Genomic DNA, 23,845 nt, shown 5'->3' on the forward strand with positions numbered 1-23,845 from the left:
TCGTATGGCGAAGATGAGTTTCACCTATGGCCTTAGCCTGTTCTTCATGAGTGTCATCCCCGGAGCATGGCGGCGCACGGCGGCGGGAGCCGGTCTGCTCGCGCCAGACGGAAGCGTCGCGCCCACCATCTTCGCAGAGATGTCCGCTGCTGCGGCCAGAACCGGTGCGATCAACCTCGGCCAGGGATTCCCCGACGAGGACGGCCCCGCACAGGTGCTGGATGCTGCCAGGGAGGCGATCTCCCGCGGGGTCAATCAGTATCCACCCGGCAGAGGGAACCCCGATCTGCTCGAGGCGATCAGCGAGCACCAGCGGCGCTTCTACGATCTGGAGGTCGACCCTGCGCGCGAGGTGATCGTGACTGCCGGGGCGACCGAGGCGCTGACGGCGACCCTGCTCGCCCTCATCGACGGTCCGGACGATGAGGTCGTCGTCTTCGAGCCGTACTACGACTCCTATGCGGCCGCGGTCGCCCTCGCGGGTGCCCGGCTGCGCACGGTGCCGTTGAGAGCACCCGACTTCCAGCCGGACCTCGAGCTGCTGACAGCCACGGTCTCCGACAGCACACGCATCATCCTGATCAACGATCCGCACAATCCCACCGGTGCCGTGTTCGATCGCGAGGTGCTCGCAGAAGTCGTCCGCCTCGCCGAGTTGCACGACGCGATCATCGTCACCGACGAGGTCTACGAGCATCTCGCCTTCAGAGGCCCGCACACCCCGATCGCGACGCTTCCCGGGGCTGCCGAGCGCACGCTCACGATCTCGTCGGCGGGCAAGACGTTCTCGGCCACCGGCTGGAAGATCGGTTGGGTGCACGGCCCCGCAGAGCTCATCACCGCTGTGCTGACCGTCAAGCAGTACCTGACGTATGTGAACGGATCGCCGTTCCAACCGGCCATCGCCCTGGGCCTGCGGCTCGGAGACGATTTCTTCACAGGGGCCGCGGCGGCGTTGGCTCACAAGCACGAGATCCTCGGTGCGGGACTCCGGGCTGCGGGGTTCACGGTGTTCCCGCCGCAGGGCGGCTACTTCACCGTCGCCGACGCATCAGCGCTCGGTGGGGCCGATGCCGCGGAGTTCTGCCGCGCGCTCCCTGAGCGCGCGGGAGTGGTGGCGATCCCCCTGACCGCCTTCGTGTCAGAGACGCACCGCGACGACTACGCCGGGCTGGTGCGCTTCGCGGCGTGCAAACGTGTCGAGATCCTCGAAGAAGCGGCGAAGAGGCTCGGGTCGAGCTTCTGAGTGCCCTGCCGATTCAGCGCGGTCCGACGGCGTATCTGCGCACCCTCAGCGACGGGTTCACAGCGCGCACGCGCTCGATGGCAGCGCGCTCGACGGCCGCGACCGCGATGCCCTCTGTCGTTCCGACTCCGGCGAGCACGACACCCTGCGGATCCACGATCTGCGAATGCCCGACGCCGATCGGGGTCGGGTGGTCGGCGGCGATCACATAGGCGGTGTTCTCGATCGCTCGCGCGGCCAGCAGCGTCGTCCAGTGGTGCTCCTTGAGCGGGCCGCGCACCCACTCCGCGGGCACCACCAGGGCGTCAGCGCCGGCGTCGATCAGAGTGCGCGACACCTCGGGGAAACGCAGGTCGTAACAGGTCATCAGGCCGAATCGGAGTCCGGCGACCTCGAACGTCGCCGCACCTCCGACCTCGCCCGCCTCGATCCAGTCGGACTCGGTCTGGCCGAACGCGTCATACAGGTGCTGCTTTCGGTAGGTCGCGAGGATCCCGTCGCCACGAACGGCGACGATCGTGTTGCGCACGTGCGTCGTGTCTGAGGCGCGCTCGACCAGTCCGGCGACGATCACCACGCCGTAGTCGGCGGCCAGGGAGATCAGCGTCGCCACGAACTCGCCATCCAGCGTCTCGGCGTTCTCGGCCAGAGTGGCGTCCATCGGATCCACGAAGTAGCTCGAGTACTCGGGGAAGACGATCAGGCGCGCACCGCGTGCTGCAGCATCCGCCGTCAGCTCCGCGATGCGGTCGCGATTGTCCTCCCGCGACGAGGTGGGCGCGAACTGGCAGACGGCGACGGGAACGGCGGCGGAAGCGGTCTCGGTCATGCTCACATCCTCCCCCATGGCACCTGTGGGCCCTCGATTCGCGGACTCCTGATTCGCGTGTTAGGCTATAAAACGTGCCGCGGGGTGGAGCAGTTCGGTAGCTCGCCGGGCTCATAACCCGGAGGTCGCAGGTTCAAATCCTGTCCCCGCAACGAGAACGCGACACAAGAAAGCCCCTGATCGGGAGAAATCCTGATCAGGGGCTTTTCGCATGCCCGTATCCACCGAGTCGTACGACGAGGTGGGGTTATCGGCCAGAAAGAGTGGATGGGGTCGGGTGTGTCATCCGCGTCCTGCCCATCCGGTGCGTAGCCAGAGGCCTTCGCCCGCGTCGAGTCCTGTGTCGTAGAGGGCGGGTCCGTGGGGTTCGTCGGGCTCGGTGTCGGGCTCGGGTTCGGGTTTGGTTCGGGCGAGGCTGAGGGCTCGTTCGAGAGGGAGCTCGTGAAGTACGAGGAACCACTCGACCGCGCGGCGGCGGTGTTCTTCGCTCATCCCGCGATGACGGCGGAGGATCTCGCGAATCTGTGCGTTGATGCCTCCCTCGAGAGGACTCGTCGTGCGGGGGTTGCCGTAGGTGATCCAGGTGAACAAGGTGTCGTTGCGGGAGACGCGGCGGATCAGCATCCAGGCCTTGCGGAGCCGGTCATGGGTGAAGCCCCATTGCCCGTTGCGGAACAGCGTGCGCTCCCGGGTGAGGTGCCCGAACGTCTGCCACCACTTCTCCAGCTTCAGCTGCCAGGCGATCGCGGCGTCCTCGTTCTGGACCTCGCTGAGCCGCATCACCAGAGCGCGAAGAGCGCGTCCGGCGTCAGTTCTCGGGTTGCGGGTCAGGTGGCGAGAGACATTCATCTGCAGGTGGAACAGGCACCTTTGGTGTTTCGTCTCGGGCCAGCAAGCCGCCAGCGCGGTCGGCAGGCCGGTCCCACCGTCGGAGACGAGGATCCCGGGGGCTTCGACCTGGTTTAGGAGCGCCTTCCAGGCAGCGACGGATTCTCCGCCTGACCATTGCCAGGCGAGGACGTTGCCCTTGTCGCTGAGCGCGATCAGCAGGCAGTAATCACCGATCCAGACCCCGTCGACGAGGACCGCGTGAAAGATCGCCGTCGCGGGCTCCAACTGGGGTTCAACATCCCAGCACCAGGCCGTGTCACGACGGAATGAGCGGCCCGTGGTCGTGCCATCGATCTCGGCCTGAGTCTGCTTCCCGGTCAGCCATTTCACGAACCGGGACAGCTGCTCACGCCTCGTGACGTCGGGACGCCGGCGAACGGATGATGCCCCGCACCCCGGGCACCGCCACCGTTGAGTCCCGGACCGATGCCGACCGTTCTTCACCAGGCGGGCGCCGCATACCATGCACGTCGTCGAGTTCGAGGGAAGATCCACGAGTAAGCCTCGCAGACCATACCGCCCCCCGATTCCCCCCCCGGAATCACGCGCCTAGATCAAGAACCCATCCACTCCTTTTGGCCGGTAACCCACGAGGTGGGCGAGCCGTTCGTCGAGCTGAGCGGCACCGGCGCGGGCACGTGCCGCAACTGACCGAGGGCCACCATCTCCATCGGCGTCCTCCGAGGCTGCGACGGATTCGACCGGAAACGACGGATGCCGCCCCTCGAGAGGGGCGGCATCCGTCGTTGCGGAAGGTTACTCCCCCGCGGTCTCTTCCAGTCCGAGCAGCGTGTTCACCGCGTCAGTGAGGCGCTTGTCAGCCTCGGCGAACTTGGTCAGGTCGCCTTCCTTGAGAGCTGCCTCGCGGTCGGTCAGCGCCTGCTGTGCTGCCGCGAGGGCCTCCGCCTCGACGTCGGTCGGCACGGTCGGCTCGGTCGGGACCTCACCGGCGTCGGGATCCGGTTCGGTCGGCTCGACCTGGTCGTCTCCACCGGCGGCACCCGCGTCGCCGCCGAACAGCGTGTCGAGCGCCGCGGTCAGCGTGTCCTCGAACGCGACCCTGTCTCCGAAGGCCACGAGGACCTTCTGCAGACGAGGCAGCTTCGTGCCCTCCGAGGACTGCACGTAGACCGGCTGCACATAGAGCAGACCGCCACCCACGGGCAGGGTCAGCAGGTTGCCGTAGAGCACCTCGGACTCTCCCTGCTGCAGCAGGTTGAGCTGCGGCACCACGGCGGTGTCGGAGTTGTACGTGTTCTGCACCTGGCCGGGGCCGGGCACCGTCGTATCGGTGTCGATCTCGAGCATCCGCAGCTGGCCGTAGCCTTCGGCCTTCACGCCCGCCTCCGACCCGGCATCCGAGTCCACCGCGAGGTAGCCCATCAGCACGTCGCGGTTGCCACCGCTCCCCGTCGCCGACGGGATGAAGGTCGAGAACATCGAGAAGCGCGGGGAGTCCTGCCCCGGCATCTGCATAGTCAGGTAGTACGGCGGCTGCAGCACCGCGTCGCTGCGCGGGTCGTTGGGCGTCTGCCAACGGTTGTCCTGCTGTGCGAACGATCCTGCGGTGTCGATGTGGTAGATCCCGAGGATGTCGCGCTGGACCTTGAACAGGTCGGTCGGGTATCGCACGTGGCTCATCAGATCAGCCGACATGTCGCTCACGGGCTTCAGCGTCGACGGGTAGATGTTCTGCCAGGTCTGCAGCACGGGATCCTCTTCGTCCCACGCGTACAGCGTCACCGAGCCGTCGTAGGCGTCGACCGTCGCCTTGACGGAGTTGCGGATGTAGTTGATGTCGTCGATCGCGAGGGCGGGCGACGGGAGGTTCGAGTCGGCGATCGCCTCCGACAGACTCACGTTCGTCGAGTACGGGTAGGTCGCGCTCGTCGTGTAGCCGTCGACGATCCAGACGACGCGTCCATCGACCACAGTGGGGTACGGGTCGCTGTCGAGCTCGAGGTACGGCGCGACCTTCTGCACACGCGTCTTGGGGTCGCGGTCGTAGAGGATCTGGGATTCCTCGTTCACCAGGTTGGAGAACAGGATCTGCTCCGACTGGAACTTCAGGGCGTAGAGCAACTTCGTGAAGGTGCTGCCGACCTGCGGTCCGCCGTCGCCCTCGAACGTGGTCTTGGTCTCGTTCGAGCCGTCCTTGCCGCGCGGGTAGTCGATCTCCACGGGGTCGGTGCCGTCGGGAGAGCCCACGATCGAGTACTCGGGCGAGTTCTCGCCGAAGTACACGCGCGGCTCGAAATCCTCCTGCTCGGTGAGGAACCCCGAAGTCGGGATGCCGCGCTCGAGGAACACCGGCTCGCCGTCGGGCGTGCGCTGATTGCCCGCCGCGACCACCAGGCCGTAACCGTGCGTGTAGACGGCGGCACGGTTGTTCCAGTTGCTGACATCGACGCCTTCCATGTCGAGGTCGCGCACGGACACCACGGTGTCCTGCATCTCGCCGCCGATCTCGTAGCGGTCGACATCGAGGTTCTGCTGGAACTGGTAGTACCCGCGGTACTGCTCGAGCTGGCGCACGGCCGGGCTGATCACGGCGGGGTCGACGATGCGGATGGATGCCGTGGTCTCGGCATCTGCACGCAGCTGGCCGGCCTCGGGGTCGGTCTTGGCCTCGAACGGAGTCGTCTCGAGGTCGGCGACCCCGTACGCCTCCTTGGTGCCGTCGATGTTCCGCTGATAGAACTCGGCCTGGTAGGCGTTCTGGTTCGGGGCCACCTGGAAGGTGGTCACTGCCCACGGGAAGCCGACGCCCACGACGAGCGAGGCGACGATCAGCAGCGCCGTCGCGGCGAGCGGGAAGCGCCAGCGACCGATGACGGCTGTGACGAAGAAGAGGACAGCGACGATCGCGGCGATGATCGTGAGGATCGCGAGACCGGGGATCGTCGCGTTGACGCCGGTGTACGCGGGACCGACGATGCGGTCATCCTGAGCGACGAGGGTCTTGTAGCGGTCGAGCCACAGGCTCGCCGCCTGCACCAGCAGGTACAGCCCGGCGATGATCGCGATCTGAATACGAGCGGGCTTCGAGATGCGCAGCTCGCCCTGGCCGATCCGGACCGACCCGTAGAGGTACGACACCAGGGCCGTGACGATGAGAGTGAGCAGCAGGACCGCCGACACGAACGCGAGGAGGATCGAGTAGAAGGGCATCGCGAACATGTAGAAGCCCGTGTCGACGCCGAACTGCGGATCGACCGCATCGGTGGCGACACCGTTCACCCACAGCCACACGGTCTTCCACTGGCTGGCAGCGGAGAAGCCCGCGAACAGGCCGAAGAAGATCGGCATCCCCCACATCGCGAGACGGCGGAGCGGCTCGATGACTTCCTGGTACCTGTCGAGCTGCGAGCTGAGCCGCACGTAGACGGGTCGCAGGCGGTACGCGAGCTGGATGGCGACGAACAGCGGCACTGCCATGCCGAGGAATCCGACGACGAACATCACCGCCGTGGCGATCCATTGGGTGGTGAGAACTCCCTCGAAGCCCAGCTGGTCGAACCAGAGGAATTCGGTGTAGAGCGACGCGAAGACGAAGAAGGCGGCGATCAGCGCGGCGATGATCGCCAACGAGATGCCGAATATTCGTCGCGAGGTTCGGGGAGTGGCCGGGTTCGGTGCAGAAGTCGAGGTCACCTTCCCATCCTAGGCACGCCTTACTGTGCTGCGGCTGTCATCCCTGTCACGGGGAGGTCACGACGTCGCATGACGGGAGCGATCCGACGTCGCCGCCTTCGGCGATCACGTCGAGCGCTGCGAGCGATTCCTCCAGCGTCGACGTGCTGATCACGGTGAGACCGTCCGGCACGTGGCCGGTGACCTCGTCGCAGTTCGTCGACGGCGCGAGGAAGTAGTCCGCTCCCGCATCACGTGCACCGTAGAGCTTCTGCCGGATGCCGCCGATCGGTCCGACGGTGCCGTCGGCTTCGATCGTTCCGGTGCCGGCGACGTTCTCTCCGCCGTTGAGCTCTCCCTCGGTGACGGTGTCGATGATTCCGAGTGCGAACATCATCCCGGCGCTCGGGCCGCCGACGTTGTCGAGCTGGAGCGTCACATCGATCTCGAAGTCGTAGTCGGTGCGCAGGGTGACTCCGATCAACCACGTCGTCACGTCGCCGTCGGTCTGCTCGGCTGGCGTCACCTCGACGACCTGCTCTTCGCCGCCGCGCTGCACGGTGAGTTCGACCGGTGCACCCGCAGCATCCTGGATCGCCTGACGCAGCTGCTTGGCCGAGGTCACCGCGGTGCCGTCGACGGCGGTGATGACGTCTTCCGCCTCGACAGCACCCTCGGCCGGCGCACCCTCGACGACCTCCTGCACGACGACCTCGGCTCCGGTGTCGTAGCCGAGCTCGTTGAGCGCCGCGGCGGTCGCCTCGTGCTGCGAGTCGACCATGAGCGTCGCGTTGCGTTCGTCTCGCTGCTCTGTCGTGACTCCCTCGGGGAACACCGAGTCGAGCGGGACCACCGCTTTCGAGGAATCCGTCCAGGCCAGTGCGAGTTCGAACCAGCTCGGCGTGCGCTCGCGGTTGCCGACGACCTGCACCGTCGTGAGGTCGAGCGACCCGGCGGTCTCGAAGGTCTCGGTGCCCTCGACCTGGATGAGGGGAACCTGCTCGCCGTCTGCACCGGCCGCCGTGCCGAGAGTGTCGTAGACCGGGCCGGGACGCTGGATGACGTACGGCGTCGGGAGGAAGGTCAGCACGACGAGCGCGATCAGCGCGACGACCAGCGCCCAGACGCCCAGTCCGAGCTTCACAGGCCGGGTTCGATCCACAGGGTTCCTCCGTCGTTCGCGGGCGGCGTACAGCGATCTGCCCGCTTCGGGGTCTCGCGGCCGATCCTGTGACTAGCGTAGATGCCACGGCTTTAGGCGTGCTGAGAGGCGAGCGACATGTCAGACAACGACCCGACCCCCGAGGACTTCCAGGAGTTCCTCCGACGAATGATGTCCGGCCAGGGTGCCGGCGATATCGACCCCGAGGCGCTGCAGAACGCCTTCGCAGGCATGGATGGAATCCAATTCGACCCGGCGATGATGCAGACGATCATGTCGCAGCTGCAGGGCGCGTTCGGTGGTGACGCCTGGGAGAACGCGCTGCGTCAGGCCCTGCACATCGCCAACCGCGACGGCCTCGGCATCACCGACGGCTCACGGAGTTCCCTCGTCGACTCGTTCGCACTCGCCGATCTGTGGCTCGGCGAGGCGACGACGATCTCCGAGCTCGGCGAGTCGCCCAAGGCGATGACGCGCGGCGAATGGGTCGAAGCGACCCTGCCCGTGTGGAAGGAGATCGCCGGCCCCGTGTCGACCAGCATCGCGGATGCGCTCACCAGCGCGCTCGACACGCAGGTGCCCGAGGAGATGCGCGACGTCGTACAGGGTGCGGGCAAGCTCATGCGCGGTCTCGGCGGCTCGGTGTTCGCCGCCCAGTTCGGTCAGGTGCTCGGCAATCTCGCGCTCGAGGTCGTGTCGGGCGGAGATGTCGGCATTCCGGTGCTTCCCGCCGGCACCGCGGCTGTCATCCCGCAGAACCTGACGGCTTTCGGCGACGGTCTCGAGATCCCCGAAGACCAGATCACCCTCTACGTGGCGACCCGCGAACTCGCCTACGCCCGGCTGTATCGCCATTCGAAGTGGCTGCATCTGCACGTCATGGCGCAGATCACCGATTTCGCCCGTGGAGTCACGGTCGATGTGGATGCACTCGAAGACGTCGCGAGCCGCCTCGATCCCTCGAACCCCGAAGAGCTCCGCGCGGCGATCGAGGGCGGCGCTCTGCTGCCCACGCAGACGGAGGCGCAGCGCGAGGCACTCGCTCGTCTCGAGAATCTCGTGGCGACGATCGACGGGTGGGTCGACGTCGTGACCGCACAGGCCACCTCCCGCCTCCCCGACGGGGCGCGGATCGCCGAGGCGGCCCGTCGACGCCGCGCGGTGGGCGGCCCGGCTGAAGATGCTCTCGGCGCCCTCGTGGGCCTCAAGCTGCGGCCTCGTCGGCTGCGCGAGGCGTCGGCTATGTGGCAGGCGGTGACTGACGCCGTGGGCATCGCAGGGCGCGACGCGCTGTGGGACTACCCCGACCTCATGCCCACCTCGGAGGACATCGACGACCCGTCTGCGCTGGTCGCGCGGCTCCAGGCGAGCGCGCGAGGAGAACAGCCCGTCGCAGATGAGTTCGACGAGGCTCTGGCGCGTCTGCTCGACGGCGACGACTTCTCGGAGGAGCAGCCGGAGAAGTCGGAAGATGGCCAGGACTCAGACGGCGGTGATGACCCCGGAGGCGACCGCCCGGTGTGAGCGGGATGCGCTGACTTTTCCACGGATGCCCGAGACTCCCCCACCGGGAGCTCGGGTTTCCGCAGAATCGAGGGATGTCTCCTCTGACGCCCAAGACCATCACCCGCCTGGATCCCGCCGTTCCGTTGCTCTGGCGGGACGGCGAGACCCTGCAGATCGGCATCGAGGGCACGCTGCGCATCGCGGCATCCGAGCCGTGGGTCGAGCGTCTGATCGGTCGGATGGCCGCCGGGTTCCGGCGCACGGCCTTCGATGTGGTCGCGCACGCCGCCGGTGCACCGCGAGCGGAGGCACGGATGCTCCTCTCACGACTCGAGCCTCTGCTCGTCGACGATGCCCCGGCTCCGAAGGCCGCATGGGTGGAGAGCATCGACGTCGCCGATGCTCGCTGCGACTACCGCATGCGCGAAGCGCTTCTCGATGAGGGCATCGCCGTCGGAACGCGTGAAGACCCCGCCGACATCGGAATAGTGCTGGTCGAGGGCGCCGCCGCCGCCCTGCACTTCGCCCGCTACCTTCGCGATGACACCTCGCACCTCCCCGTGGCGCTCGAGCGAGGGCGGACGACCGTCGGCCCCCTGGTCATGCCCGGCGAATCCCCCTGTCTCACCTGCCGAGACGAGCATGAGCGCGAGCGCGACGACGCGTGGCCGCGCATGCACGCTCAGCTCATCGGACGAGCGTCGGGCCCGATCAGCGCCGCACGGATCGCCGACGCGGCGACGCTCGTCGCACGGCTCCTCGCGGAGACGTCGTCAGCGGGCTCATTCGTCGAAGTCAGCGGCGATGGTCGGCGCGAGTGGCGCTCGGTGACATTTCACGAAGAATGCCGGTGCCGCGAGCAGTCGTTCCCATCTCTGCCAGGAACCGCGACGGCGCCCGCTCCCCTCGCCCCGCTGAGCGCGACCATGACAGCGAGAGAGTACGCGCGGCCCGCGTGACGCCGACGTAGGCGAGGCGGCGTTCTTCGTCGATCGCCTCGAAGCCGGTGGCATACGAGATCGGAAGTGCACCCTCCGCCCAGCCGGCGAGGTGGACGTGCGGCCATTCGAGACCCTTGGCGGCGTGCAGGGTCGAGAGCGTCACGGTGCGCATCGTGGGCTCGTGCTGGTCCTTCGCTCGCGCCATGAGCGCATCGCTGAACGTGCGCAGGTTCTCATCCGGTCCGGCATCTTCAGCGAGACGCAGAATCGCGCGCCGAGCCTCCCATCCGTCGCGCTGCGCGCCACCGGCCGCGGGCGGCTCTTCGGAGAGCCCCAGCTCGCGGAGGACGCGTTGCACGCCGGGGAGGAACCCCTGCTCCGTCGGAGCGACGGCTGCGGCCCGCAACGCCAGGATCGCCTGACGCACCTCCGGCATCGCGAAGAATCGCGTCCCGCCCAGCACCGATGTCGGGATCCCCTCTGCGGCGAGCGCCTGCTGCAGCACGGCGGATTGCGCATGAGCGCGATAGAGCACCGCGACCTCCGAGGGCGATGCCCCGGATTCGATTCGGGCCGCCACGGCAGCGGCGATCCCCTCAGCCTCGTCGCGCTCGGAGTCGTACGCCGTGACCGTGGGCGATTCCGCGTTGAACGTCTCCCTCGCGGGGATGAGTTCGAGTGCCCCCGGCCGACCCTTCATGAGGGCGTTGGCCGCTTCGAGGATCGGCGCCTGCGAACGGTAGTTCGTCTCGAGCCTCACGACCGTGGCATCCGGATGCCGCCGCTCGAACTCGAGCAGAAAGCGCTGCTCGGCGCCGGCGAACGAGTAGATGGTCTGGCTCGCATCGCCGACGACGCAGATGTCCTTGCGGTCACCCAGCCAGAGTTCGAGCAGCCGGTTCTGGAGCGGCGAGACGTCCTGATACTCGTCGACCGTGAAGTGCCGATACTGCTCGTGCACCGAGGCGGCGACGCGCGGCTCCGCTTCGAGCATGCCGGCGCACGCCAGCAGGACGTCCTCGAAATCGAGTTGGCGCCGCTCGTCCTTCAGCGCCTCGTAGCGCTGCTGCAGCTCGACGAACTGCGCGGAGTCGATTCCGCTCATCGTTCGACCGAGCAGCGAGTGCTGTTCGATCGAGAGCATCGACACCTTGCGCCATTCGATCTCCGAAGCGATGTCGCGGAGGGTCGCGGTGCTCGGACGCAGACGCATCGAGTCGGCGGCCTGGCCGAGCAGCCTCACTTTGTTGTCGATGATCGACGGAGCGGGCGAACCGGCCAACGTCGGCCAGAAGAAGTTGAGCTGGGCGAGTGCCGCGGCATGGAACGTGCGTGCGGCGACGCCCTCGACGCCGAGGGCGCGCAGACGTCCCCTGAGCTCTCCCGCTGCCTTCGCGGTGAAAGTCACAGCCATCACCCGTGACGGCGAATACGCGCCTGTGTCGACACCGTGGGCGATCCTGTGCGTGATCACACGGGTCTTGCCCGTTCCCGCGCCGGCCAGCACGGCGACGGGACCGCGCAGAACGGATGCCGCCTCCCGCTGTCGATCGTCGAGGGCTTCGAGCGCGCTCACGCGCGCTCCTCGAACCATTCGAGGATGAGCGCGCGGGCGATCGATGCGGGCCCAGGCAGACCGACCGGTCCGTCGCCGGCGAGGGCGGACCCGATCTCGTCGCGGGTGAACCAGCGCACGTCGATGATCTCCTCACCATCCGGGCGCAGCACGTGGTCATCCAGAGCCACCGCGCGGAACCCGAGCATGAGCGAGCGAGGGAAGGGCCAGGGCTGAGACGAGACATAGCGCAACGAGGCCAGGCGGACGCCCGATTCCTCCTCGAGCTCTCGGTGCACGGTCGACTCCAGAGACTCGCCGGCCTCGGTGAATCCGGCGAAGCAGGAGTACATCCGTCCGCCCCAGTTCGCGTTCGCGCCGAGCAGGAGTCGTTCGCCGTCTGAGCTCTCGACCGCGACTATCACCGCGGGGTCCGTGCGGGGGAAGTGCTCGCGCCCGCAGACGAGGCATCGACGCGACCACCCTGCCTGACGCACCTCAGTCCCTCCCCCGCAGCGCGGGCAGAAGGGCGCGTCGCGCAGCCAGCCGCCGAGCGCGAGGGCCTCGATGAGCAGCTCGGTGTCGTCAGAGCCGAGACGAGCGCCCAGGTCGCGCAGACCCAGCCAGACCTCATCAGGAGTGGTATCGACGGTGTCGCCCTCCGGCGGCAGAACGGCGAGAAGCACCGCGGTTCCGTCGCCGTCGCGGCCGAGGAGCGCCCAGGTCGCGTCGCCGATCTCGGAGGCGGGCACCCGCAGCAGTGCGGCCGGATCGAGCTCGGCACCGGAGATGCGCACCCGACCGTCGCGGACGGCGATCACCCTCGTCGCCTCCTCGGCCCGGAGCCGATCGAGGATCCCGGGCTCGACACGCAGATCAGCTGCACGGTCGAGGGAACGGCTGCTGTCGGCGATCATCGGCTCCCTCTCTCACGGGCGTGGCGGAAGCGGGACCGCCCCCTCGTCCACCTACCCTGGAGGCATGGGACGCTCTCCATTCACTCTAGCCGCGGCGGTGACTGCCGCACTGCCCGGCGCCGAGGTGACCGGAGCGCGCGTGCTCAGCGCCGACGGTGACGGCCGCTTCGACTCCGCCGTCGCCACCCTCGCGGACGGACGCGAGCTCGCGATCCGCGTGGCCGACGACGACGAGACCTCGCGGGAGCTCGCCGCGGAGGCCCTCGCGCTGAGGGCTCTGACGGCCGGGGCGCGGGCGATGCTGCCGTTCAGCGCTCCCGAGTACATCGGCGAGACCCGACTCGCGGACGCACACGCACTCGTGACCGAGCTGCTGCCCGGATTCCAGATCGAAGCCGCGATGGTGCCCGCGGGCCGAGGCGCCGCCGAATCGATGGGCGCGGCGATCGCCGCCGTGCACGCCCTTCCCACGTCGGTCGTGCGAGGCGCCGGGTTGACCACTCGGTCTGCGCAGGAGAGCCGCGACGAACTCGCCCGACTGGTCGACACCGCGGCCTCGACCGGGCGCGTCCCCGCTCGACTCACGGTGAGGTGGCGCGACGCCATCGCCGACGACGACCTCTGGCGTTTCGAATCGACAGTGGTGCTGGGTGGAGTGCAGTCCACCTCGTTCATCTTCCGCGACGACCCGGATCTCGGCCCCGAGGTCACCGGACTCATCGGCTGGCATTCGCTGGCCGTGGGCGACCCTGCGATCGATCTGTCGTGGCTGTCGACCGCCCCTGATGCTGCAGACGACGTGCACGCCTCGTACGCTCGCGCCGCAGACCGCGGCCCGGACGCGGCTCTCGAGGTGCGTGCTCGACTGCTCGCAGAGCTCGAGTTCGCCCGCTGGCTGGTGCACGGAGACTCGCTGCACAGACCCGACATCGTCGATGATGCCGCCGCACTTCTCGAGGCTCTCGCCGAGGGACTGCACAGCGACGATCTCGGCGTGATCGCGTCGCGCAACGAGGGCGTCGAGTCTGCTCTGGACGCGCTCGACAGGGTTCCGGCGAGCGCCGCCTCGCGTGTCGACACATCGATGCAGACCGATGCGTACAACCCGAACGATCTCTGGCACGACGACAGCGACGCCCAGAGCACGAGCGATCTCAGCGACACCGCGGATGCCGCCCGTCGCCTTGAGGTGGGCGGCGTCGAGACCGAGGACCTGTCAGGCGTGCGCGACCAGCTCTCGGAAGATCTCGATGCGGAGCGGCGTACGACTGATGACGCCCGTCACGCCCACGCGCCAGAGAAAGCGGACGGCTCCGACGAGGGGTCGCCGGAGGACGAAGCTCAGCGTGCCGCGCGAGCGGCGCTCCAGCGCTGGAAGAGTTCCGACTCGGAATAGACCCGGTCACCGCGGATGACGAGGTCGTCCGCGACGTAGTAGAGCGCGACGTCGATCTCGTCGAGCGGCACAGCGAATCGGCGATGGTACGCGAGGCGGTACAGCGCGAGCTGCAGCATCCGCTCTTCCCGCTCCTTGGGCGTGCGCGGGGCCTTGCCCGTCTTCCAGTCGACGATCTCGATGCGCCCGCCTCGGTCCTCGCGTCGATAGACCGCATCGAGCTTGCAGATGACGATATGTCCGTCGTCACCCGGCAGTGTCCCGCCGCCCAACGCGAAGTCGATCTCGATCTCGACCGCGATGGGCTTGAGGGATCCCCACTCGCTGGCCTCGAAGATCTCCTGGAGCGTCGAGAGGTCGGCGGCGTCGGCAGACGAGACCTCGGCTCCGCCGACGACCTCGCCGAAGGAGGGGTCGTCTTCGTCTACCTCCCAGAGTGCCTCGTCGACACGCTGACCCGCGCCGACCAGTTCGCTGCGTCGCTCGACCCATGCATGGAACAGCGTGCCCAGGCGCGTCTGCCGATAGGGCCGCTCCGGCATCGGCCGGACGATGGAGGACACCGTGCCGCGGAAGTCGGTGACATAGTCCTTGAAGCGGGAGGCGGGCACGCGGGTCGGGGGCGCCGCATCAGCGCCGCGCAGTCGGGCCGCGCGCTCCGCGAGCAGACGGACGAGCTCCGGGGACGCCATCGGGTCGCTCTCGGCCGCAGCTCGCACGGCCGCCGCCGCGGACTCGACGATGCCTCGCCGAGCACCGAGTGGGTCGAGCGGCCAGGTGAGCGTGGCGCCAGGACCGTCGTAAGGGTTCTCGTCAGGATCCACGGGCTCGATCTGCTGTCGCCCGAGCACCTCCATCGCCTCGATCAGATAGGGGCTCGGCGCCTTCGGCTGCTTCTGCCCCGCCCAGTGCGCTCCGGTCAGAAGCAGGTGGCTGCGTGCCCTGGTGACGGCGACGTAGGCGAGTCGGCGCTCCTCCTCCTGCTGGTACTCGCGATAGGAGTCCTTGAACACGGTGATCGCACCTGGTGCCGTCTTGCTCCTGCTCGTCAGCGATGCGATCCCGGCCTTCAGCCGCTTGGCCGGATCGAGCTCCTCGTCAGAGGGAGGAATCCAGCTGAACGTCGGCAGTGCCGCACTGTCACCGCGCAGGGCGAACGGCAGCACGCCGAAGCCGAACCAGCCCGAGGTGTCCGTCGGTCGCGAAGGCAGCTCGCCCTCCACCATGCGGACCACCGCGACCGCATCCCACTCCAGGCCCTTGGAACCGTGGATGGTCAGCAGCTGCACCACCCCGGGCTCCGGCGGCTCCGGGCGCGGCACCAGCTCGTCTGTGCTCTCAGCCTTCTCGAGCCAGGCGAGGAGGCTCGAGATGGTCCCCCGCTCGTCAGCGGCGAGGAACGAGCGGACCTCGTCGGTGAACGCACGCAGCTGCGTGGCGGCGATGCGGGCCGGCCCCCTCGTCTCGTTCGCAGCGAGCTCGATATCGAGACGCAGCTCGAGTTCGATGAGCCGCAGCAGGTCGGGAAGCGGGAGCGACGAGGCTCGACGGAGGCGTTCGAGCATCTCCCCCGCTGCGCGTATGCGAGACCGCCCCTCCGGCGTGATACCCGCCAGCAGGCGGTAGTCGTCGCTGAGGCCGCGGAGCACATCGACGGCGTCGATGATCGACAGCGCCTCGTCAGCTCCGCGCGACGCGCGGATGCGCTTTCGGAGTTCGTCGTCCAACGGCAGCAGCCCGCTGTCGCGCCGGGAGAGCTCCGCAGCAAGCTGCTGCAGGGCGGCCATGTCGGCGACCCCGACCGAGAATCGTGGGCCGACGAGGAGTCTGATCAGCGCAGAGCCGGCGGTGGGATCGTGCAGCACCCGCAGTGTCGAGACGACATCGACCACCTCGGGCGTGGCCAGGAGACCGCCGAGGCCGAGGATCCGGTGGGGAATGCCCTGCGCAGCCAGGGCTGCCGCGACGGTCTGCATATGGCGCTTCGACCTGAACAGCACCGCGCCGGTGTGCGGCTTCGCGGGGTCATCGTGCGCCGCACGACGCTCAGCGAACCACTCTGCGACCGCGTGCGCCTCCTCATCGACCGTGAGCGGGAAGCTCACCTCGACCGACCCGGCGCCCGCACCCGGGCGAGCCTCGAGAGGTGGCACGTCCAACCCCGGTCTGCGCAGAGGACCGAGCATGCGGTTGGCGACACCGAGGATGCTCCGGTCGTTGCGCCAGCTCGTCATCAGGCTGTAGTTCCCGACCGTCTCCTGCTCGGAGAAGGTCCGCGCGAAGGCATGCAGGTTGTCTGCGCTGGCGCCTCGCCATCCGTAGATCGACTGGTGGGGGTCGCCCACCGCCATCACGGCCGAGTCGCGGAACAGCCGCGCGAGGAACTGCGTCTGGATCACAGAGGTGTCCTGGTACTCATCCAGGAGCACGACCTGATGCTGCTGTCGCAGGTCGTCGCGCACATCGGGCGACGACTCCACGATGTCGTAGGCACCGCTGACCTGGTCGGCGAAGTCCAGCACGCCGCGTCGCTCCTTCTCGGCGATGTACTCGCGGACCAGAACCGACAGGGCGGGAAGGGCGCGCAGGTTCGCCACCGCCGTCGCGACATCCGCATTGCTCCTGTACGGTTCGAACGCCTCGGCCTGGCGCAGCGCGATCCGATCCGCGCGGTCCAGGTCGACCCTGTGGTCGAGAGAGTCGCCGGCCAGGCGCTGAACCGCGTCGACCACTCCCGCCACCGATCGGTCTATCTGCTCCAGCTCAGGCAGGTCGGCGCGCAGCACGACGTCGCGCACCAGCATCCAGGACGCTGCCTGGCTGAGCATGGCCACGTCGGAATCGCGTCCGATGCGCGCCGCGTGCTCTCGCACGATGCCGTCCGCGAACGCGTTGTAGGTCGACACCTTCGGGCGGATCAACAGGTCCTCGGCCGAAAGCGCGACCGCGTCACCCGCGGTCCCGAACCGCTCGGCGAGTTCGTCGAGCACCTGCGATCTGACGACGTCGCGCTGACGACCGTTCGCAGCCTTCGACACCCTGTCGAGCGCGTTGCTCGCGACGATCTCGGGCAGGTGCGGCAGCAGGCCCCTTCTCCCGTATTCGTCGATGAGCGCGAGCCGGATCCCGATCCGCTCCGCGAGCTCACCCGCAGCCTTGCGTGTGAAGGTCAGCCCGAGGATCTGATCACGACGAACGTGCCCGTTCGCTACGAGCCAGACGACGCGACCGGCCATCGTCTCGGTCTTGCCGCTGCCCGCTCCCGCGATCACGAGAGCCGGCGCCGGCGGCGACTCGATCACCCGCTGCTGTGCCTCGGTGGGCGGCGGCAGACCGAGCGCGGCGGCGACATCCAGTGCAGAGATCCCGTTCCCCGCTCCCGTCCACGCCGTCACGCGCTCACCGCGGCGACGGTGTGGATGCGGCACGGCTGGACGCGCCATTGGGTGTCTGCGCAGTGCGCCTCGACGTGAGCGGTGAAGCTCGACGCCGACATGCCTCGAGCGGCCTCGGCGATGCGACCGAGGAACTGCACTCGCTCTTCACCGGCGAGAGTGTGCTGGTGCGCGACACGGAAGTCGCTCCCGGCCAGCGTCTTGGCCACCAGGACGAGCCGCGCACCGGCCAGTGCCGCCGGATCCGCTCCTGCGATGAGACCCTCCTGCACAGCCACCTGGTATGCGGCGAGCTGCGCGTGGTCCGCCACCTTCTGCTCGCTCTCCGGCTCGTACTTTCCCGTCTTCAGATCGACGACCACGACGCGCTCTCCCCCCGGCGCATCGGCCATTCGTGTCCACCTCTGCCCTCGCGCCTTCGCGTGCTCCCCGCCCCCTGCGGTGTACGCCTCGACCCTGTCGATGAAACCGTGAACGACCGCATGGTGCGGATGAGGGTCCGGCTCGGTGCTCGTCGCGCGGACGGTCGGCGGAGCCCCGACCTCTTCGGGGACCTCGACCGCGAACCGGAACTCGACCTCGCCGGCGATCACGCGACCGCCCTCCTCGCTCACGTCCGAGAGGTAGCTGTGCAGTCGATCGATGTACAGGTCGGCCCGGCGGCGCTCCTTCCTGCCGATCCAGGCGGTCTCGAAGTCGAGCTCGGGCCAGTGTTCGGCGAGAACTTCGCGCAGGCGATCCAGTTCCCCCTCGGGCACCTGCTCCATCGCCTCGTGGATGATCGTGCCGATCCCCGCCGACGGCGGCATGACGGTGTCGCCGCCGAGCGCGGAGACAGCCCAGTTCAACTCGCACTCCTCGAAGGACTCCATGCGCGACGGCGACACCCGAGCGGCGTCGACCGCGAGGTCGTGCAGTGGGGCGTCGGTCGTCGGCGGAGTCACGCCGTACCACTCGGCAGGGTCTGCGCCAGGCACGCCCTCCCTCGCGAGCACCGCCAGCTGCGCAGACGCGTGCCCTCGCGCACCAGGGGACGTCGAGGTCGTCAGCACTCGGCGATGCCGTGCGACGAGCCCCCGCAGAGTGAGCGGATGCTCCGCCGAGGCATGCAGCTCTGGTGGATCAGGAGGAGGGAGGAACCCGAAGAACGGACTGGGCGTCAGGTCATCGTCGTCGACCGCGGTGATCAGGAGTCTGCGGCGGGAGCGGGAGATCGCGCGCACGAAGAGACGCAGCTCATCGTGAAGGGCCGCGCGACGCCGGTCGAGCGTCTCGGGCGGGTTCTCTGCTGTTCCGGCGCGAGCGGCGAGCAGCGCATCAGCGAGACGCCAGGTCTGCAGCATCCCGCCGCGCAGTCGCACGTTCGGCCAGATGCCGTCCTGCACGCCGGCGACGACGACGGCGTCGAACTCGGTGCCCAGCGCAGTCGCCGGAGTGAGCAGGGTCACCCGACCTGGCCGATCGGGACTCGCCAGCGAGTCTTCGGGCACCTCGCTGTCGAGGATGTCGCGCACGAACGCCTCGGGCTTCTCGTTCGGGGTGCGCTCGACGAATCGCTTCGCCGCACCGAACAACGACACGAGAGCGTCGAGGGCTCTTGCGGTCTCCGCACCGCTGGGCTGCAGCGACATCTCACGCCACGCGACCTGGAGCTTGCGCCCATCGACCGCCCTGGACTGATCCCAGACTCTCCAGAGCAGATCATGGATCGTCTCGCCGGCGTCCGCCGCGGTCGCCACCTCGGCGATGGTCGAGGCGAAGCGTGCAGCCAGGCGGGATTCCTGCGCATCGATGAGAGTGAAGTGGTCGGGCGAAGCCAATGCCTGGCGCAGCAGCTCGCGAGCCGGGGTGGATCCGCCGAGGTCGAGTTCGACATGACGCAGACGTGCGCGAAGGCGCCGGAGGCCGATCGCATCCATGCCGCCGAAAGGCGTGCGGAGCGCCTCCTCCCAGTCCTGCGTGGTCCGGTCGTCAGGCGCGGTGAGGGCCAGCCGCACGATGCCGACGATGTCGCGCACGATCGGCTCAGAGCCGAGGGGACGCTGCACGCCCGCGGCCCTCGTCGGAATCTCGCGCGCCGCGAGTTCGGACTCGAGCTGTGTGACCTGGCGGGTGTCGTGCGCGATCACGGCGATGCGATCCCAGGGAACGTCGTCGGTGAGGTGCCATTCGCGCATGACCCCCGCGATGCGGTCGAGTTCTTCGTGCGGCGACGGCGCGACGAAGGTGCTGACGTCGGTGGGGGCGCCCGGCGCCCGGGCCTCGAGCGGTTCGGGGGCGCGCCGGTGGTCGACGCGGCCTGACGCCCCGATCGCCTGCGTGACGGTGCGGGTCAGCGCCGTGAGAGCCGGCACCTGCCGGTGGGGCCGGTCGAGGACGTGCACCTCGCCGAGCGCGGCCGCGAGCTGAGCGAACAGCTCTGGGCTCGCTCCGCGGAAGGCTCCGGAGGAGATATCGGGATCGCCGAACGCGAGCACCGCCGTGCCTCGCGCGCGCAACGCCTCGACCACCGCGATTCCACCGCGTGTCAGCTCTTGCGCGTCGTCGATGAGCACAGCCTTGAGATCGGCGAGCGGCCCCAGCTCGGCCGGCTCTGCCGTCTGGAGAATCGTGCGCGCCTCGGCGAGCAGATCTGCGGCGTCTCGGTGAGATGCCCGCGCCAGGTCGAGCACAGCGCGGTATTCGACGAGGAAGTCGGCGACGGCCGACCACGCGGCATCGTCGGCCGCGCGCAGCTCCTCGGGCTGCGCACCGAGCTCGACGCACTCGGCGAGGAACGCTCGAAGCTCGGAACGGAAGCCCTTCGATGCGCGGACCGCGGGGCTCAGCGCCTGCGGCCACTCGATGCGCTCATCTTCCGCATCGCCCGCGAGCAGCTCGGCGATCAGGCGGTCCTGGTCCGCCCCTGTCAGCAGGGCCGGCGGCTCTGCTCCTGCGCGCACCATCGCTCCGCGCACGACCTGGAAGGCGAACGACCCGAGCGACCTGGCCAACGGGCCGGGCGTGGCCTGACCGATCCTGACTCCGATGCGGTCGCGCAACGCGGTGGCCGCCTGCCTGCTCGGCGTGAGGACGAGCAGCTGCTCCGGACGCATCCCGACAGCGTCGAGCAGATGCACCACGCGCTCGGTGAGCGTGCGGGTCTTGCCTGTGCCCGGCGCCCCGATGATGACGCCTGATGCCGACGCGTCTGCACCGATCACGGCGTTCTGCGCGGCGTCATCTGTCATGTCCTCCACGCTACTGCGGCGCACGGACATCGCCGCCCGCCGCCGTCCCACGACGCTGTGCGCTCAGGGCGAAACGGGCCCGATCGGCGGATCCGGTCGTCTCGCCGCCCGGTAGAGTTGGGCGCAGTCGTCGGCCTCCGAGGTCGACTCGACCACAGCATCGTCGACTGGAAAACAGGAGTACGCGTGGAAATCCGCATCGGCATCATCAACACCGGCCGCGAGCTCAGCTTCGAGACCGCTTCGAGCGCGGACGAGGTCCGCACGCAGGTGTCCTCGGCTCTCGAGCAGAACACCTCTCACCTGAGCTTCGCCGATGTGAAGGGCAACTCCTACCTGGTTCCGACCGCGAACCTCGCCTACATCGAGCTCGGCACCGAGGAGTCTCGTCGCGTCGGCTTCTTCGCCTGACGCCACGATGTACATCCTCCTCGCTCTCGTCGGAGCGTGCGCGCTCGGCATCGCGGCCCACTACATGATCGGTGGCCGCGAGCTGCGCGGAGTCGTCCTGACTCCCGCGATCGCCACCGCCGTCGCCGCGCTCCTCTACACGGGCCTTCAGTGGCTCGGCGTCGGAGAGGGCAGCATCTGGCTGTGGGTCGCGAGCATCGTCGGCTCCGTCGTCATCGCCGCAGGGGCCACCGTCGCGATCGTCGCCTCACGGCGCCGGTCCGACGCGTCGGCCAAGGCCGCACTCGGCATCTGAACGCCTCGGTCTACGAGGCGAGACCCATCGCATCCATGCGGCGGGCGTGCGCGCCCATGAGCTCGGTGTAGACCAGCTCGACACGGTCTTCGCTCATGGCCGCGAGCTCGGGCTGCCGCAGCGCCGAGCGACACACCAGAATCGTGTCCCCCACCAGACGACGCGCCCACATCGAGAGCAGCGACCGCCATTCGCCGTCGCCGTCGATGGTCTCCTGGATGATCGCGACGATCTCGTGGCGCGCATCGTCCTCGGCCAGGATGGCCGCCACCCGCTCGCCCGTCTCGCCGTAGCTCGAGGCGAGCGCGAAGTAGAAGTCGTCCAACATCCCTGCGGTGATGTAGACGGCCAGCAGCGTCTCGCGCGGACGCGCCCCGATCGTCTTGCGACGGAACGCATCGAGATTCTCACGGAACGGGAGCATGAGCTGCGTCGGATCGTCACCGCGCTCGGCGATCAGGTCGACGATGGCCCGATGCTTCGTCAGCGCAGCGCCGGCCGCACGCGACAGGGATTCCTTCTCGGAGAGTTCGGGCGTCGCCCTGATCAGTCGGGTGAGTGTCTCGAAGTACCCCAGCTGGAGGTACGCGGCCTGCCCGAGGAATCGTGGGAGCTCCGGTGCGAGTTCGGCGAAGTCGACACGCGTCGCCGCGCCTTGATCCCCTCGACTGCGCAACGTCAGTGTGCGCCGGGGCGTCCTACGCTTCCAGAACCAGTTCACCACGGGGTTCACAATACTCGGACGAAGGGGTCCTTCCGGGCGCCACCACCCCCTCGGGTAGGCTGTCGGTGTCCCCGCCGTCGGAGCGGGGCCCGCGCCTGTGGCACAAAGACGGCGTGGATCCGTGAACGTGGCGATCCTCGCAGGTCGCCGGACAGGCAATCTGAACATTGACAACCTTCGCTGATCTCGGAATCGATCAGGACATCATCGACGCACTCGCCGCCAAGGGCATCGTCGACGCCTTCCCGATCCAGGAGCAGACCATCCCCCTCGGCCTTCCCGGCCAGGACATCATCGGCCAGGCCAAGACCGGCACCGGCAAGACCTTCGGATTCGGCATCCCCGTCGTGCAGCGACTGGGACTCGACCCCGAGCACGGCGTCAAGGCGCTCATCGTCGTCCCCACCCGCGAGCTCGCAGTGCAGGTGTACGAGGACATCGACCTGCTCACGAGCAACCGTTCGACCAGCGTCGTCGCGATCTACGGCGGCAAGGCGTACGAGGGTCAGATCGACCAGCTCAAGGCCGGGGCGCAGATCGTCGTCGGCACGCCGGGTCGTCTGATCGACCTCGCCGGCCAGCGCCTGCTCGACCTGTCCAACGCGACAGAGGTCGTGCTCGACGAGGCCGACAAGATGCTCGACCTCGGCTTCCTCGCCGACATCGAGAAGATCTTCCAGAAGGTCCCTGCGGTGCGGCACACGCAGCTGTTCTCGGCGACCATGCCCGGCCCGATCGTCGCGCTCGCTCGGCGATTCATGTCGAACCCGATCCACATCCGCGCCAGCGACCCCGATGAGGGCCTCACTCAGGCGAACATCAAGCACCTCGTCTACCGGGCGCACTCGCTCGACAAGGACGAGATCATCGCCCGCATCCTGCAGGCCGAGGGTCGCGGCAAGACCGTCATCTTCACGCGCACCAAGCGCGCCGCGCAGCGTCTGGTCGACGAGCTCTCCGACCGCGGATTCAATGTCGGCGGCGTGCACGGCGACATGGGCCAGGATCAGCGCGAGCGCTCGATGGCGGCCTTCAAGGCGGGCAAGCGTGACGTGCTGGTCGCGACCGACGTCGCCGCCCGCGGTATCGACGTCGATGACGTCACCCACGTGATCAACCACACGATCCCCGACGAGGACAAGACGTACCTGCACCGCGTCGGCCGCACCGGGCGCGCGGGCAAGACCGGCATCGCCGTGACGTTCGTCGACTGGGAAGACCTGCACAAGTGGGCGCTGATCAACCGCGCCCTCGAGTTCGGTCAGCCCGACCCCACCGAGACGTACTCGTCGAGCCCGCACCTGTTCGAGGACCTCGACATTCCCGCGGGCACGAAGGGCCGCCTCGTGTCGGCTCCGAAGACGCAGTCGGTGAAGACCGAGCGGGCTCCGCGCCCAGAGCGGGCAGCGGACGTCGCAGCAGAGGGCACCGACGAGGGCGGCACCCGTCGCCGTCGCCGTCGCCGTGGCGGTTCGACCCCGGTGGGTTCCACGTTCGCAGAAGGCGCTTCAGAGGCTCCTGCCGATGGCTCGCAGTCCGCACAGTCAGCTGATCGCAGCGCCGAGGGCGCCGGCACCCATGACGGCGCCGGCAAGGAGCACCACGACGGCAAGCCCGCCCCGGCGCGTCGTCGCCGCCGCCGTCGTGGCGGCTCGGGCGGCACGGGAGCAGCTCCGGTCACCGGAGCCTGAAAGACCTCAGAGGGGGCGGATGC

Annotated in this window: 15 protein-coding genes and 1 tRNA gene; 7 read left to right on the plus strand and 9 right to left on the minus strand. The window is 68.5% G+C overall.

Translation table 11 applies throughout. From position 1 onward, the window contains the following. Window positions 1-46 precede the first annotated feature (46 nt). Window positions 47-1,246, plus strand: coding sequence for an aminotransferase class I/II-fold pyridoxal phosphate-dependent enzyme (locus tag ACIOU8_RS05015; RefSeq protein ID WP_400786458.1), 1,200 nt, complete (start codon window positions 47-49; stop codon window positions 1,244-1,246). A 13-nt stretch (window positions 1,247-1,259) separates the two neighbouring features. Here ACIOU8_RS05015 and ACIOU8_RS05020 read toward each other — a convergent pair whose 3' ends face one another. After that, entirely contained in the window at window positions 1,260-2,075 is an 816-nt protein-coding gene (locus tag ACIOU8_RS05020; protein ID WP_400786460.1) for a carbon-nitrogen hydrolase family protein, read from the minus strand. Between the two features lie 78 nt (window positions 2,076-2,153). Between ACIOU8_RS05020 and ACIOU8_RS05025 the strand changes: the two genes are divergently transcribed. Next, window positions 2,154-2,227: transfer RNA gene (locus ACIOU8_RS05025), tRNA-Met, on the plus strand. A 130-nt stretch (window positions 2,228-2,357) separates the two neighbouring features. Here ACIOU8_RS05025 and ACIOU8_RS05030 read toward each other — a convergent pair. The 3 genes from ACIOU8_RS05030 to ACIOU8_RS05040 all read right to left on the minus strand — a co-directional run bounded on the left by ACIOU8_RS05030 (window position 2,358) and on the right by ACIOU8_RS05040 (window position 7,761). Further along, window positions 2,358-3,431, minus strand: coding sequence for an IS1249 family transposase (locus ACIOU8_RS05030; RefSeq protein WP_400786896.1), 1,074 nt, complete (start codon window positions 3,429-3,431; stop codon window positions 2,358-2,360). Between the two features lie 291 nt (window positions 3,432-3,722). Continuing rightward, window positions 3,723-6,620 (minus strand): UPF0182 family protein, encoded by a 2,898-nt coding sequence (locus tag ACIOU8_RS05035; RefSeq protein ID WP_400786462.1) that lies wholly within the window; start codon window positions 6,618-6,620, stop codon window positions 3,723-3,725. A 46-nt stretch (window positions 6,621-6,666) separates the two neighbouring features. Beyond that, window positions 6,667-7,761 carry a PDZ domain-containing protein gene (locus ACIOU8_RS05040; protein WP_400786465.1) on the minus strand — a complete coding sequence of 365 codons (1,095 nt, stop codon included), beginning with the start codon at window positions 7,759-7,761 and terminating at the stop codon, window positions 6,667-6,669. Between the two features lie 117 nt (window positions 7,762-7,878). Here ACIOU8_RS05040 and ACIOU8_RS05045 point away from each other — a divergent pair, with 117 nt between their 5' ends. Then, window positions 7,879-9,285, plus strand: coding sequence for a zinc-dependent metalloprotease (locus ACIOU8_RS05045; protein WP_400786467.1), 1,407 nt, complete (start codon window positions 7,879-7,881; stop codon window positions 9,283-9,285). A gap of 777 nt (window positions 9,286-10,062) precedes the next feature. On the opposite strand, the gene ACIOU8_RS05050 is transcribed toward ACIOU8_RS05045, so the two are convergent. Beyond that, entirely contained in the window at window positions 10,063-11,784 is a 1,722-nt protein-coding gene (locus tag ACIOU8_RS05050; RefSeq protein ID WP_400786469.1) for an ATP-dependent helicase, read from the minus strand. Beyond that, window positions 11,781-12,680: an NAD(+) diphosphatase gene (gene nudC, locus ACIOU8_RS05055; protein WP_400786472.1), complete on the minus strand. Its 900-nt coding sequence runs from the start codon at window positions 12,678-12,680 to the stop codon at window positions 11,781-11,783. The genes ACIOU8_RS05050 and nudC overlap by 4 nt, the downstream gene beginning before the upstream one ends. A 64-nt stretch (window positions 12,681-12,744) precedes the next feature. On the opposite strand from nudC, the gene ACIOU8_RS05060 reads away from it, so the two are divergent. Then, window positions 12,745-14,076, plus strand: coding sequence for a phosphotransferase (locus ACIOU8_RS05060; protein ID WP_400786475.1), 1,332 nt, complete (start codon window positions 12,745-12,747; stop codon window positions 14,074-14,076). Here ACIOU8_RS05060 and ACIOU8_RS05065 read toward each other — a convergent pair. Together ACIOU8_RS05065 and ACIOU8_RS05070 are read right to left on the minus strand one after the other, a co-directional pair. Beyond that, window positions 14,022-17,519, minus strand: coding sequence for a UvrD-helicase domain-containing protein (locus ACIOU8_RS05065; RefSeq protein ID WP_400786478.1), 3,498 nt, complete (start codon window positions 17,517-17,519; stop codon window positions 14,022-14,024). The two genes, ACIOU8_RS05060 and ACIOU8_RS05065, sit on opposite strands and share 55 nt — an antisense overlap. Then, on the minus strand, window positions 17,468-20,701 hold the full coding sequence (locus ACIOU8_RS05070) for an ATP-dependent helicase (protein WP_400786480.1): 3,234 nt from the start codon (window positions 20,699-20,701) through the stop codon (window positions 17,468-17,470). Before ACIOU8_RS05070 ends, ACIOU8_RS05065 begins: the two co-directional genes overlap by 52 nt. A 186-nt stretch (window positions 20,702-20,887) precedes the next feature. On the opposite strand from ACIOU8_RS05070, the gene ACIOU8_RS05075 reads away from it, so the two are divergent. Together ACIOU8_RS05075 and ACIOU8_RS05080 are read left to right on the plus strand one after the other, a co-directional pair. Continuing rightward, window positions 20,888-21,112: a DUF3107 domain-containing protein gene (locus ACIOU8_RS05075; RefSeq protein ID WP_053095596.1), complete on the plus strand. Its 225-nt coding sequence runs from the start codon at window positions 20,888-20,890 to the stop codon at window positions 21,110-21,112. 7 nt (window positions 21,113-21,119) lie between these two features. Beyond that, window positions 21,120-21,407, plus strand: coding sequence for a hypothetical protein (locus tag ACIOU8_RS05080; protein WP_400786482.1), 288 nt, complete (start codon window positions 21,120-21,122; stop codon window positions 21,405-21,407). A 10-nt stretch (window positions 21,408-21,417) separates the two neighbouring features. Here ACIOU8_RS05080 and ACIOU8_RS05085 read toward each other — a convergent pair whose 3' ends face one another. Continuing rightward, window positions 21,418-22,131 (minus strand): ferritin-like fold-containing protein, encoded by a 714-nt coding sequence (locus tag ACIOU8_RS05085; protein ID WP_140036652.1) that lies wholly within the window; start codon window positions 22,129-22,131, stop codon window positions 21,418-21,420. A 167-nt stretch (window positions 22,132-22,298) separates the two neighbouring features. Here ACIOU8_RS05085 and ACIOU8_RS05090 point away from each other — a divergent pair, with 167 nt between their 5' ends. Then, complete coding sequence (locus ACIOU8_RS05090) at window positions 22,299-23,822, plus strand: DEAD/DEAH box helicase (RefSeq protein ID WP_400786485.1); 1,524 nt, start codon at window positions 22,299-22,301, stop codon at window positions 23,820-23,822. Window positions 23,823-23,845: the final 23 nt, after the last annotated feature.

This window comes from Microbacterium sp. NPDC087589 (genome assembly GCF_044743635.1).
Lineage (GTDB): Bacteria > Actinomycetota > Actinomycetes > Actinomycetales > Microbacteriaceae > Microbacterium.